The 12,837-nt window shown below is 60.1% G+C and carries 16 protein-coding genes; 2 read left to right on the top strand and 14 right to left on the bottom strand.

Translation table 11 applies throughout. The features are described 5' to 3' along the window. Window positions 1-359: flagellin N-terminal helical domain-containing protein (locus tag AC1DV9_RS27880; RefSeq protein WP_477951006.1), on the bottom strand; the 359-nt coding region annotated here is incomplete at its 3' end. 439 nt (window positions 360-798) lie between these two features. On the opposite strand from AC1DV9_RS27880, the gene AC1DV9_RS27875 reads away from it, so the two are divergent. Beyond that, window positions 799-2,670, top strand: a complete 1,872-nt coding sequence (locus AC1DV9_RS27875) for an O-linked N-acetylglucosamine transferase family protein (protein ID WP_112387604.1) — start codon at window positions 799-801, stop codon at window positions 2,668-2,670. A 90-nt stretch (window positions 2,671-2,760) separates the two neighbouring features. On the opposite strand, the gene fliP is transcribed toward AC1DV9_RS27875, so the two are convergent. From fliP to flgF, 13 genes are all read right to left on the bottom strand, one after another. After that, the gene (gene fliP, locus AC1DV9_RS27870) at window positions 2,761-3,498 is read right to left on the bottom strand and encodes a flagellar type III secretion system pore protein FliP (protein ID WP_112387603.1); all 738 of its coding nucleotides are present in this window, start codon (window positions 3,496-3,498) and stop codon (window positions 2,761-2,763) included. Beyond that, the gene (locus AC1DV9_RS27865) at window positions 3,495-4,016 is read right to left on the bottom strand and encodes a flagellar basal body-associated FliL family protein (RefSeq protein ID WP_112387602.1); all 522 of its coding nucleotides are present in this window, start codon (window positions 4,014-4,016) and stop codon (window positions 3,495-3,497) included. Before AC1DV9_RS27865 ends, fliP begins: the two co-directional genes overlap by 4 nt. Window positions 4,017-4,026: 10 nt before the next feature. Continuing rightward, complete coding sequence (gene flgH, locus AC1DV9_RS27860) at window positions 4,027-4,743, bottom strand: flagellar basal body L-ring protein FlgH (RefSeq protein WP_112387601.1); 717 nt, start codon at window positions 4,741-4,743, stop codon at window positions 4,027-4,029. Next, a complete protein-coding gene (locus AC1DV9_RS27855; RefSeq protein WP_112387600.1) occupies window positions 4,740-5,282 on the bottom strand; it encodes a MotE family protein in 543 nt (180 codons plus the stop codon). Before AC1DV9_RS27855 ends, flgH begins: the two co-directional genes overlap by 4 nt. Next, complete coding sequence (locus AC1DV9_RS27850) at window positions 5,279-6,400, bottom strand: flagellar basal body P-ring protein FlgI (protein WP_112513962.1); 1,122 nt, start codon at window positions 6,398-6,400, stop codon at window positions 5,279-5,281. Before AC1DV9_RS27850 ends, AC1DV9_RS27855 begins: the two co-directional genes overlap by 4 nt. After that, complete coding sequence (gene flgA, locus AC1DV9_RS27845; protein WP_112387598.1) at window positions 6,397-6,879, bottom strand: flagellar basal body P-ring formation chaperone FlgA; 483 nt, start codon at window positions 6,877-6,879, stop codon at window positions 6,397-6,399. Before flgA ends, AC1DV9_RS27850 begins: the two co-directional genes overlap by 4 nt. Before the next feature lie 18 nt (window positions 6,880-6,897). Then, a complete protein-coding gene (gene flgG, locus AC1DV9_RS27840; protein WP_112387597.1) occupies window positions 6,898-7,686 on the bottom strand; it encodes a flagellar basal-body rod protein FlgG in 789 nt (262 codons plus the stop codon). A gap of 18 nt (window positions 7,687-7,704) precedes the next feature. Next, the gene (gene fliE / locus AC1DV9_RS27835) at window positions 7,705-8,037 is read right to left on the bottom strand and encodes a flagellar hook-basal body complex protein FliE (RefSeq protein ID WP_112387596.1); all 333 of its coding nucleotides are present in this window, start codon (window positions 8,035-8,037) and stop codon (window positions 7,705-7,707) included. Further along, entirely contained in the window at window positions 8,037-8,453 is a 417-nt protein-coding gene (flgC, locus tag AC1DV9_RS27830) for a flagellar basal body rod protein FlgC (protein ID WP_477951004.1), read from the bottom strand. Before flgC ends, fliE begins: the two co-directional genes overlap by 1 nt. Window positions 8,454-8,457: 4 nt before the next feature. Then, window positions 8,458-8,850 (bottom strand): flagellar basal body rod protein FlgB, encoded by a 393-nt coding sequence (flgB, locus tag AC1DV9_RS27825; protein WP_112387594.1) that lies wholly within the window; start codon window positions 8,848-8,850, stop codon window positions 8,458-8,460. 166 nt (window positions 8,851-9,016) lie between these two features. Next, window positions 9,017-9,499: a flagellar protein gene (locus AC1DV9_RS27820; protein WP_442207998.1), complete on the bottom strand. Its 483-nt coding sequence runs from the start codon at window positions 9,497-9,499 to the stop codon at window positions 9,017-9,019. Between the two features lie 68 nt (window positions 9,500-9,567). Then, window positions 9,568-10,965: a flagellar protein export ATPase FliI gene (fliI, locus tag AC1DV9_RS27815; protein ID WP_112538621.1), complete on the bottom strand. Its 1,398-nt coding sequence runs from the start codon at window positions 10,963-10,965 to the stop codon at window positions 9,568-9,570. 16 nt (window positions 10,966-10,981) lie between these two features. After that, entirely contained in the window at window positions 10,982-11,716 is a 735-nt protein-coding gene (gene flgF, locus AC1DV9_RS27810; RefSeq protein WP_112387592.1) for a flagellar basal-body rod protein FlgF, read from the bottom strand. 247 nt (window positions 11,717-11,963) lie between these two features. Between flgF and motA the strand changes: the two genes are divergently transcribed. Further along, complete coding sequence (gene motA, locus AC1DV9_RS27805; protein ID WP_112387591.1) at window positions 11,964-12,836, top strand: flagellar motor stator protein MotA; 873 nt, start codon at window positions 11,964-11,966, stop codon at window positions 12,834-12,836. The last annotated feature ends 1 nt before the right edge of the window (window position 12,837 follow it).

Raw genomic sequence — 12,837 nt, 5'->3', positions numbered from 1 at the left:
TTCAGCTGCGCCTGGAGCTGGGTGATTTCGTCCTGAACCTTCGACTTGTCGACACCGTCTTCAGTCGCAGCAACGAGCTTCGACTTGATTTCGGAAACGACGTCGATGGAGCTTTCGACAGCGGTGTAAGCCGTGTCAACCTTGGCAGCGCCCATGCCGAGAGCGTCAGATACGGCGCCGAGGGCCTTCGTGTCCGACTTCATCGTCGTTGCGATCGACCAGTAAGCTGCGTTGTCGGCAGCCTTGCCAACGCGCAGACCCGACGAAACGTGATCCTGGGTCTTGCCGAGGTTCTGGTTGACGTTACGCAGCGTCTGGAGTGCTGCCATTGCGGAAGTGTTGGTATTAATGCTTGTCATAAGTCTGTCCCCTAGAAAACTAGATACAAAAACGAGGACATACCGGACTGTGATTACCGGCGATGGCGGATGCGCTTCATGCTACTGGGCGCCTTTTCTGTGTGGCCCCAAACCCGTCATGTCCAGGGCAATCTCGCAGCCAATGCTTGCCAACTCCTTAAATGTGCGGGGGCCGACAGGACCCATGCCAAGTATAGTTAAATCTTCCGCAAGATATTTTCGGTTGCACTCACCGAGCCCGTCCGGCGCCTGCGCCACCAGCTTCGAGCAGGCTTCGCGTGCGAATATGGCAAAGCCGGGAAGCAGGTGAACTCGTTCCATTTCGAGGTGACGTTCTTCTGTGCCGCGGCTGCATCGGCGTTTTGATCAGAGCATTTCCAAACGGAGTTCGGTTTTGAACAGCAAAGTCTCGTTTTCGGTGGCATCCCGTGAATACCAGATGGGGCGCTACACAAAGTCTCTCGCAACCCTGAACCAGCTGATCGACGTCCAGAAAGATGCGAAGACCTACGCGCTGCTGGCCAAGAACCTGCTTCAGCTTGGTTTCAAGTCGGACGCGGCGAAATCCTATTCTCTTGCGGCCAAATCCGAAGGCCCGAACTCCTACGAGTATCACAAGCTCGCCGCGCGGCTGCATTTCGAATGCGGCGAGGAGGACGAGGCTCTGGTGATCTGCATGCGCAACTTCGAAAAGGCGCAGCGCGACCCCGACCTCGCATTCATTCTCGTGTCCGTATTCCTCGGCCGCCAGCAGCGCGATCTGATCCAGCCGCTGAAGAACGTCCTTTCCGAGAGCAGCAACCGCGAGCACCTTGCCGCCGCTGCCAAGCTGGTTTCCAACGATCTCAGCGACGCTTCCAACGAGCTTCTCGCCCGCAATATCTTCAAGCGCTTCCCGAAGGATTATTCGGCACGCTTCCTCTATCTGATCTTCCTGCGCGAATTCAACGATTACGAAGAGGCGCAGAAGCACCAGAAGGTCGTCGACGACTTGGTTGCCGGCGGACGGCCGGAGGTCCTGCAGAAGGATCACCCATTCTATCACCTTCACTGGTGCGGCAACGAAGACCACAATCGCTATCCGACGGTCGGTGTGCCGAAACTCGATCCCGAAAAGATCGCACTTCGCCGCAGTCTGCCGCATGCGTGGGCCGGCAAGATCCGCGTCGGCTACATGTCCTCGGACTTCTGGGACAACCACGCGACCATGAAGCTGATGCAGCGCGTGCTCGAACTCCACGACCGCGACAAGTTCGAGATCGTGCTGTTCGACCACAGCGGACCGCTGGCGCTGCAGACCAACAAGACGGACCGCAGCAAGTGGGGTACCGTCGTCGATATTCACAGCATCGCCGACAAGGACGTGCTGCAGGTCGTTCGCGACCACAACATCGACATCATGGTTGACCTCAAGGGACACACGGCCGACAGCCGCGCCCACACGTTCAACATGCCGCTGGCGCCAGTGCATGTCGCCTGGCTCGGCTTCCCGGGAAGCACCCTCGGCATCGATCTCGACTATGTCATCGGCGACCACTTCGTGCTGCCTGACGTCGCCAAGCCCTTCTATCACGAAAAGTTCTGCCGGATGCCGGAGAGCTACCAGCCGAACGACCCTGCGAACCGTCCGCAGCCGCGTCCGGTCACCCGCGACCAGTTCGGTCTTCCGGAAGACGCCTTCGTGTTTGCCTCCTTCAACGGCAATCGCAAGATCACCCCGGAAGCGATTGCGAGCTGGGCCCGCATCCTGAAGCGTGCGCCAAACAGCGTGCTGTGGCTGATGACGACCTCGCCGCGCAACGAGGGCAACCTGCGGAAGGCCTTCCAGGCAGAGGGCCTGCCCACCGACAGGATCGTCTTCTGCAAGCGCAGCGCCTATGAGGAACATATCAGCCGTCTGCAGGCTGCCGATATCGGCATCGACACCTTCCCCGTCAACGGCCATACGACGACGTCGGAGCAGCTCTGGGGCGGTCTGCCGGTTCTCACCAGGAAGGGCACCAACTTCGCCTCACGCGTCAGCGAGAGCCTGCTGAATGCCATCGGACTGCCCGAACTCGTCGGTGCGGACCTGCAGGGCTACGAAGATCTCGCTGTCGAACTGGCGGCGCAGCCGGAAAAGATCGCCGGTTACAAGGCGCACCTTGCCGAACAGCGCTACATCGCCCCGCTCTTCGACGCCGAGCGCTTCTGCCGCCATCTGGAACAGGCTTACGAGACGATGGCCGAACGCGCCAAGCAAGGCGAAGCACCCGATCACTTCGACGTCCCTGCCCTGCCGGCACGGACCGAACCGTTCCCGGCCGCATAATAGCGGCCCGAGACCGGAGACACGCAAAACCCGCCGGAGTTGCTCCCGGCGGGTTTTCTTTATGCGGACGAATGAAAGATCGTGAGCGTATCAGCTGAAGGAGCGGACCAGGCTGCCAACCAGAAGATTCCAGCCGTCGATCAGCACGAAGAACAGGATCTTGAAGGGCAGCGAGATCGACGTCGGCGGCAGCATCATCATACCCATGGCCATAGTGATGGTGGCGACAATCAGGTCGATGACCAGGAACGGCAGGACGACCAGGAAGCCGATCTCGAAACCGCGGCGGATTTCGGAAATCATGAAGGCCGGGAGCAGGACGCGGTAGTCGATGAGCGCGCCTGTCTGAACGTTCTGCCCACGCTCGCGGGCCAGATCGACGAAGAGCGCCAGATCCTTGTCGCGGGTATTGGCTGCCATGAAGGTGCGGAAAGGCTCAGCGATGCGCTGGACGGCTTCCTGCTCCTGGATCTGGTTGGCGAGAAGCGGCTGAACGCCGTCCTGCCATGCCTTATCGAAAGTCGGCGCCATGACGTAGAAGGTCATGAACAGCGACAGCGACAGCAGGATCATGTTGGATGGCGTGGACGAGAGGCCGAGGCCGGTGCGAAGGATCGAGAAAGCGATGATGAAGCGAGGAAAACTCGTCACCATGATCAGGATGCCCGGCGCGACCGAAAGAACGGTCAGAAGGCCGAATGTGCGGATGATCCAGGCAGCGACCGAACCATCGACAGGAAGATTTAACAGATTTGTCGGCAGCTGCTGAGCCACCGCCAATTCCGGTACCGCCATCATGGCGGCCAAGAAAATTATGAATCGAATCATTCGATGACAAAGGTCCTGAACATGACCTTGGATACGCGCCCCTGAGAGCGCAGGTCAACACGTTCCTGGATGTCATCCCGTAGATATTGAAAGCCGCGCGGACCTTCGATCTGCTGCAGCGAAACCGTTCTGATGTAAGCCATTATATCTTGATGGATATCTTCGGCGACCTTCACGTCGGGCGGTCCGTTGAAGAGCAGTGCGACCTCTAGCCTCACCCAGTTTTCGGAGGGGTAAGCGAGGTTGGAGGTGATCGGCTCGAGCTGAACGACGTTGTTCGCTTCGGTCGAGACATGCGGGAGGCCGGTTTCGCCTTCCTTCTTCTCGCCGCCGGCGGGCTTCGGTTCGGCAGCTGCCTCATTCGCCTGCTCGGCGCTCTTGACGTTCGGGGCGATCATCGTGCCCACGGCCCAGCCGCCGCCGGCGCCGAGAAGTGTCAGGATGGCGATGCCGACGATCGTCATCATCGCTGCCGATTTCTTCTTCGGTTTGGCTTCGCCTGCTTCTTCGTCTGCCATGGTTCCGGCCTTAAAGCGGTGAGAAGAGATCGACGGCCTGCTGGCCGCGCGGCGGCTGCTGCATTTCCATCAGGCGGCCACGGCCACCGTAGGAGATGCGGGCTTCGGCGATCTTCTCATACGAGATCTGGTTGTCGGAATTGACATCCTGCGGCCGCACGATACCGGCGACGTTGAGGATGCGGATTTCCTGGTTGACGCGAACTTCCTGCGAACCGCTGATAACAAGGTTGCCGTTCTCGAGGATACCGGTGACGACGGCGGCGACCATGAGCTTCAGCGTTTCGGACCGGTCGATCTTGCCCTTGCCGTCGGTGCTCGTGTCGGAGCCGTAGGTCAGGTCCGTCTTCGAAGCCGGATTCCAGCCGAGAATATTGGCATTGACGTCCCAATTCATGCCGCTGGAATTGGTGCGGCTGCGGCTGGTGTCGTTCTCAAACTTCGCCTTGTCGTTGATCTGGATATTGACCGTCAGGATGTCGCCGACATTCAATGCGCGTGCGTCCTTGAAGAGCGCGGCCTGGCTATCGCTCCAGAGCGAATAGCCCTGCGCGACCTGGCGTGGCTGCTTCGGATAAAGTGCCATCTGCGGCGTCTGGCCGTAGGCCAGGCCGCTGCCGATCGGGCTCATGGCGGGTGCCCGGCCGATCTCCCTCACGGACTGCGGCGACTGGCAGCCGGCGAGAAGGGCGACGGCGGCAATGGCAGCCGGGAAACGCTTGTTCATGAGGGATCCTTCGACGTATTGGGATCGGATGCACTGGCGATGATGTTGGCGATGACGGCGGCCTTCTCAGGGTCCATCTCGTTGAGGATCAGGCTCGACTGGCGCGGGCCAAGCCGCATGATCACGGCGGCCGCAATCTCGGTCTTGGCCTTCTCGAGCTGCAGTGCAGCAGCATCCGGCTTCATGTTCTTGTAGATGTCCGTCAGGCCGGCTTCGGCCTGCTTGAGGAAGACATCACGGCGCTTCAGCCAGTCTTGGTATTCGGCCTTGCGCTTATCCATTTCGGCGACGCGCGTATCGATATCGGCGCGCAGCTTTTCGAGCTCCTGCTTTTGCAGAAGATAACGCTGGTCGCGGGCTGGATCGGCGATGTTGGTGCAGAACTGCTTGATTTCGTCCTCGGAGGTGATGTCGCCCTCCGGCTTCTGCGCTTCCTGTGCGAAGGCGCCAGGAATGGAAAGCAGCAGCACGGCTGCCGCCGGCAGCGCCGAGCGCCGCAACAGTTCGGCAACCGTCATGTCCCTGTTCAGCCTGATCATTGCAGCACAAGCTCCGCCTGCAGCGCACCTGCAGATTTGATACCTTGGAGGATGGCGATGATGCCGTCCGGTTTCACGCCGATATTATTGAGACCGGCAACGAGGGTGCGCAGATCGGGACCATCAAGCATTGCCACCCGGCCGCCGGATTTCTGTGCGGCGATGTCGGTCTGCGGCTGTATAGCCGTCTGGCCCTTGGAGAAGGGTTCGGGCTGGATGACCTGCGGCGTCTCGGTGACCTGAACCGTCAGCGTACCATAGCTGACAGCAACCGGTGACACCCGGACGTCGGCGCCGATGACGATGGTGCCCGTTCGCTCGTTGACCACCACCTTGGCAGGCGTATCGGTCTCGACGACGAGGTTTTCGATATCGGCCATCAGGCGCGTCAGGTCGGCTTCACGCGGCTTCTGTACGATGACTTCCTGGGCGTCCTTGGCTTCGGCAACGGGGCCGCCGAAGCGTGACGACGCATAGCCGTTGACGACATCGGAAATACGCACGGCGGTCGAGAAGTCCGGGTTGCGAAGCTGCAGGACGAGATTGACGGAATCCTTGAAGCGCGATGGCAGTTCGCGTTCGATGATCGCACCGCCGGGAACGCGGCCGGCGGTGGTCACGCCTTCTGTAACGGTTGCCGCAGCACCCTGCGCCTGAAAGCCTGATACCACGACGGAGCCCTGGGCAACGGCATAGATTTGGCCATCGGCGCCCGACAGCGAGGTCATGACCAGTGTACCGCCGCGCAGCGACGAGGCATCGCCCAGCGAGCTGACATTGACGTCGATGCGGCTGCCGGGGCTGGCGAACGGCGGAAGATTGGCGGTGACCATGACCGCTGCGGTGTTCTTGGCGTTGGATTCGCCGCCCTGCGTCGAGATACCGAGATTCTGCAGCATGGCGCGCATTGACTGTTCGGTGAACGGCGAGGCGCGGAAGCCGTCGCCCGTTCCCTGCAGGCCGACGATCAAGCCGTAGCCGATCAGCTGGTTATCGCGGCCAGCCTGCAGCGAAGCGATATCCTTGATGCGCGACGACATCGCGACGGCAGGCGTCACGGTGGTCATGCACATGGAGAGAGCCGCGAGCGCGGCGAGGATGCGAGAGACGATCTTCATTTTGCCGCCACGTGGATGGTGCCGTCAGCCAGCACGGTGCCGCTGATGATGACGCCCGAATCCATGTTGCGGGCGCGGATGACCTGGCCGGTCGAGCCATCTTCGAGCGGCGAACCGGCCGCGGAAATGGTCATCGGGCCAAGATTGAATACCAGCCGGATCTGCGAGCCGCGCGTCACCGTATAGGCTTCGCGTAGCGCCGAGACATTGATGGTCCGGCCGGGAAGAAGCGTGCGCTTCGAGATCATTCCCCGGACCTCGTCGATCGACTTTGCGTAGTCGCCCGAGAGGTTGGGGTTCGTGACTTCGACTTCCTGAAGCTGGCCGGCGCTGATCGTTTCTCCGGGATAGATCGTCGCGGTCGGGACGACCGCGTAACCCATGCCTGCGCTTGCCGGCGATGTCACAAGGACACCGCCATATGCGATCGCAGCCAGTGCCGTCAGAGCGACGGTATTTCTCGCCCGGCGAAACATCATGTTCGGCCCTTTCCTTGATTACTTCAGGTTCTTGCTGACGATGGAGGCCATTTCGTCGGCAGTGGTGATGACCTTCGAGTTCATTTCATAGGCGCGCTGCGCGGAGATCAGCTCGGTGATTTCCTTCACCGGGTCGACGTTCGACGATTCCAGATAACCCTGCTTCATGTAGCCGTAGCCCTCTTCGTCGGGGGTGCCGACGACAGCTTCGCCGGATGCCGGCGTCTGCTGGAAGAGGTTGTCGCCCATTGGCGTCAGGCCGGCTTCGTTGACGAAATCGGCAATCGTCAACTGGCCAAGAGTGGTCGGATCGGTCTGGCCGGCGAGCACCGCCGACACTTCGCCGGAGCGGCTGATCGTCAGCTGCGTCGAACCGGTCGGAATGGTGATCCCGGGGACGACCGTATAGCCGTCGGTGGTGACCAGCTGGCCGGTTTCATTCTTGTTGAAGGCGCCGGCGCGGCTGTAGAGCGTCGTGCCGTCAGGTGTCTGAACCTGGAAGAACCCGCGGCCGACGAGCGCGACGTCGAGGTCGTTGCCGGTCTGGCTGAGTTCGCCCTGGATATGCAGGTTACGAACGGCGGCGGTCTGAACGCCGAGACCGATATTTGCACCTTCAGGAACGATTGCCTGGTTGGCGCGGTTTGCGACACCCTTGGCGCGTTCGGTCTGGTACAGCAGGTCGGTGAATTCGGCGCGGGCGCGCTTGAAACCTGTCGTGTTGATGTTCGCGATGTTGTTCGCGATGACTTCGAGATTGGTCTGCTGGGCATCCATGCCCGTAGCCGCAATGGCAAGCGCTCTCATCTGTTCGTCCTTATCCGGTTACATCTGCATCTTGGTGACGTCGAGGAAGGCCGATACAACCTTGTCCCGGATGGCGATTGCCGTTTGAAGTGTCTGCTCGGCCTGCAGCATGGAATCGACGACTTCACGGGTCGTTGCCGTGCCCTTGATGCCGGCGAAAGACATTGATTCCGCGCCCTTGACCGAGTCCATGGCCTGGGTTGCCATGTTGCCGAGCATCGAGGAGAAGCTCTGGCCGGCCTTTGCGCTTTCTGCGGCCGAGGTGACCTGCGACGATGAATTTTCGTCCGTGATGCTTCCAAGGCCGCGTGTGCCGGAAAGCGAACCGATGCTCTGTACGTTGCTGATCATTATTGGCTCTTCAGAAGGTCGATGGTGGAGGAGATCAAATCGCGCGTCTGCTTGATGGTCTGCAGATTGGCGTCATAGGACCGGTTCGCTTCGCGCATGTCGGCCATTTCGACCAGCATGTTGACGTTTGGCATCTTCACCACGCCACGCTCATCCGCTGCAGGATTGCTCGGATCGTATTCGGTGGTGAATTCCGTCTCATCGACACCGAGCTTCTTGACGCCAACTGTTGTGACGCCCCCGGCACGATCGATTTGCTCGCCGAAGGTTACCGTCTTGCGGCGGTAGGGATCGGCGCCCGGCGTATCGCCAGTCGAACGCGAGTTGGCGATGTTTTCCGAGACAATGCGCAGGCGAGTCGATTGAGCCTCAAGCCCCGACCCAGCAATCTTCATGGCTGCTGATAAAGGATCCACGATTTTACTTCCTTACAGTCATCAACATCATTCTATTGAAAGAGCCGACCAGCGAGGTGTTCAGCTCGTACTGGCGCTTGATTTCGCCTGACTTGGAGAGTTCTTCAGCGAGACCGACAGTATTGCCGGATTCCTGCACGCCGATCTCCTGATCGAGTGCGGCTTCCTTGACGTCGATGCTGCCGCTGGTGCTGAAATCGTTGCCGCTGAAATGCGCAGGATTGGTGCGCGCCATGGAAACATCAGCGTTTTCGAGGACCGACTGGAAGGGCGAGACGTCCTTCGCACGGTACTTCGGGGTGTTCGCGTTCGCGATGTTGCCGGCCACAACCTCCTGACGGACTGTCAGCCATTCCGCCTGCCGCGAGGCCAAGTCGAACAGTTGAATCGGTTGCATGGGAACTCTCCGTTTTTACTAAGAGGACCCTAGGGCGGTAATCTTGCGTCAGACTTACGGAGAACGCGGCTTTCGGCCTGCCTGTTCGTTATGCCTCAGGCATCAACAAAAAAGCCCCAGGTGCGGCCGGGGCTTTTCTTCATTCTCTAAGCTTTGCAGTCTGGAATTAGCGGTAGATGTCGCCCTTGGAGGTGACGATCACCCATTTGCCGTCGCGTTGCTCGATCGTCGCGAGGCGGCTTTCGTCCGGCAGGACCGATCCGACGCGAACGACATACATTCCGGTCGTATCCTCGATCAGCGCCCGGCCGTTCGCCACATGCAGAAGCTTGAATCCGGAGCTCGCCGGGAACGGCTGGTCTTCCGGCACCAGGCCCTTTTCGACTTCCTTGCCGACGCTGGAGACCGTCGCGGTGGTCAGCTGGTCGAGCGGCTCCGGCTTGTTCTGGACTTCGTTCTTGTTGACCATGGCAAGCGGCGAGACGCTGAAAACGTTGCGTGCCGGCCAGTCGGGAAGATCCCGCGTGCGATCGCCCTGGGCAACATTGATGCTGAACTTGTCCTCGTTGAAGAAGACATACCAGGGGAAAATCGCAGCGGCGCCCGCGAGCGCGAGACCTGTCACGGTCAGCAGGCGGTCGAGCATCATCGACTGCCGCTTCTCATTCGACTTCAGCGGAGCAATGCGCTCGTCGTCGTCTTCAAACCCGGTCACGTTCAACCTCTTCTCGGAGCCCCTGGCTGGTTCGGCATTCCGGCTGCCGCCTTAAGGGCAGTGGCCAGATCGGCGAAGGCGTCTGGCGACGCCGAATCGCCCGGCGACTGTTTCAAAACATCGTAAATAATTGGTACTTGCTTGACCGCCATGTCCAAATCCGGGTCAGCGCCCGGACGGTAGCCGCCGATCAGACGCAGGTCGCGTGTCTCTTCGAAACGGTGGATCAGCGACTTCAGACGCGAGACCAGTTTCTCCTGGTCCGGCGTCCAGGCCTTGCGGGCGAGACGCGAGATCGAGGCGAGCGGGTCGATCGGCGGATAACGGCCTTCTTCAGCCAGACTACGCTGCAGGACGAGGTGGCCATCGAGAATGCCACGGGTCGAGTCTGCGATCGGATCGTTGTGATTGTCGCCATCGACGAGGATCGAGATTATCGCGGTGATCGTGCCGGTTCCTTCAGGTCCCGGGCCGGCGCGCTCCAGAAGCCGGGGCAGTTCGGTGAAGACCGAGGCCGGATAGCCGCGAGCGATCGGCGGCTCACCCGATGCGGTCGCCACTTCGCGGATTGCGTGGGCAAAACGGGTGACGCTGTCGACGATCAGGAGGACGTTCTGGCCCTGGTCGCGGAAATACTCGGCGATCGTTACCGCCGTCAGCGGCGCCATCTTGCGCAGCATCGGGCTCTCGTCGCTGGTTGCCACGACGGCGATCGACTTCTTCATGTTTTCGCCGAGCGTATCCTCGATGAATTCGCGCACTTCGCGGCCGCGTTCGCCGACCAGCGCGATGACAACCTTGTCGAAGGCATCGGCCATGGCGAGCATCGAGAGAAGTGTCGACTTGCCGACGCCGGAGCCGGCGAAGATGCCGAGGCGCTGGCCATGGCAAAGCGGTGAGAAGATATCGACGGCGCGTACGCCGGTCTTGAAGCCCTTGTCGACGCGCTTTCGGGTCATCGACGGCGGCGCGGTGTTGGAGATGGAACGGCGATCGAGCCCTTCGGTGATCGGACCCAGACCATCGATCGGCTCGCAGAGCGAATTGATGGTCCGGCCGCACCAGCTGTCGGAGGGAGCGATGCGGAATGCACCCTTGCGGATGACGGTATCGTGGATGCCGATCGGCTCGCCCGGCTCGATCGGGCAGACATAGGCGAGATCCGGTTCGACGCGGACAACCTCGCCGAGATGAATGCCGGTTGCCGACTTGTGCGCCACGAATTCGCCGAGGCGCACGTGCCTGGAAAGACCGGTAACCGTGTAGTGGCCTGCCGCGATGGTCTGCACATGGCCGCCATGGGCCACGGAAAATTCCGGCTTCGTGTAACGGGCGGCGAGAGCGGCGAGATGCTCGAGCTTGGGCGAAAGTGCTTCTTTTGTCAGCGGCACGGTGTTCATGTCTCAGACCTTCCGCTTAGCGGCTGCCACCAAGCGTCTTGATCGCCTCGTTGAACGAGTTTTCGCTATCGGTCGTCAGCGATGCGATGCTTTCGAAGGCGCGGTTGACCTCGATCAACTGGGTGATCTCGCGCATCGCGTTGACGTTGGAATTCTCCAGGTAACCTTGCTCGACGCCGACGTTGAAGCGGTCGGTGACGGCGCGCGGCGTTTCCGTGGTCATGACGCCACTGTTCTCATAGCGCAGGTAGCCCTTGGAAATATCGGCCTCAAACAGGCCGATAGAGCCAACTTGGCGGTTGCCTTGATAGATACCGCCATCGGCGCCGACCTTCGGCTCGCCGCCGGCCGTGTTGAGGATGATCGGCGCGCCGCCGGCATCGAGAACCGGATAGCCACGGATCGAAACCAGCTCGCCGGTGTCCTTCATCGTGAAGCGGCCGTCTTTGGTCAGAACCTGACCGGCTGGCGTATCGAGTGAGAACCAGGCGTCGCCCTTGATGGCGAAATCCAGCATGTTGCCGGTGTGCTGCAACTCGCCGGTATCGCCAGAGAGATAGTCATTACCCTGCGAAACGAAGGCAACCTTGGCATTCAGCTTGTTGTCGGTGTTGCTGAGGATCTGGTTGAACTTCACTTCCGTGCCGCGGAAGCCCGTCGTATTCACGTTTGCCATGTTGTCCGCGATGGTCGTCAAACGCTTTTCGAGTGCCATCTGTGATGACAGAGAAACATAAAGACCGGATTGCATCGGGGTAAGCTCCTGGCATTGGCGATGAACGGTACGAAGATCGGGTTCCCTGGTGTGCGACCCGATTTCCGCTGAGGCGGCATCTCAGAAACGGGCGTAGTTCGCCCATTCGTCATCTCCAATCTGACAGCAGTTCCTTGTGCGAAACTGGCACGCGAAAATCCTGTCAGCGGGGACAACCATCAGCCTCACGCAAGCCAGCAACCCTATCCCATCAGCTGAAAATAACGATCAGGTGTGACTGACGATGAATATCATTATCGGATTTGTGATTACGATCGGCTGCATCATCGGCAGCTTCATGGCCATGGGTGGCCATCTCGAAGCGCTATTTCAGCCGTTCGAGCTTGTTATCATCGGCGGCGCCGGTCTCGGCAGCTTCATCATGGGTAACCCCATGAAAGTCGTGAAGGATTCGGGCAAGGCGCTCGGTGAAGCCTTCAAACATACGGTTCCGAAGGAACGCAATTACCTCGATACGCTCGGTGTGCTCTACTCGCTGATGCGCGACCTGCGCACCAAGTCGCGCAACGAAATCGAAGCGCATATCGACAACCCGGCCGAATCCTCGATCTTCCAGACCGCCCCGACGGTGCTGAAGAACAAGGAGCTGACGGCGTTCATCTGTGACTACGTCCGCCTGATCATCATCGGCAATGCCCGCTCTCACGAGATCGAAGCGCTGATGGACGAAGAAATCAACACCATCCTGCACGACAAGCTGAAGCCCTATCACGCGATCCAGACCATGGGTGACGCGTTCCCGGCTATCGGTATCGTCGCGGCCGTTCTCGGCGTTATCAAGGCCATGGCGCACATCAACGACTCGCCCGAAGTTCTCGGTCACCTGATCGGTTCGGCGCTTGTCGGTACCTTCCTTGGTATTCTTCTCTCTTACTGCGTCTGCTCGCCGATCTGCTCGCAGATCAAGATCGTTCGCTCCAAGCAGCACCGTCTCTACGTCATCGTGAAGCAGACGTTGCTCGCCTACATGAACGGCTCGGTGCCGCAGGTTGCTCTCGAATACGGCCGCAAGACGATCTCGGCTTACGAGCGTCCATCGATCGACGCGGTCGAGCAGGAAATGATGAACCCGGGTGGCGAGAACAAGGCGGCCTAAG

The sequence above is a fragment of the Rhizobium sp. 01L410 genome, from assembly GCF_056400165.1.
This window is presented reverse-complemented; position numbering and strand designations above follow the sequence as displayed.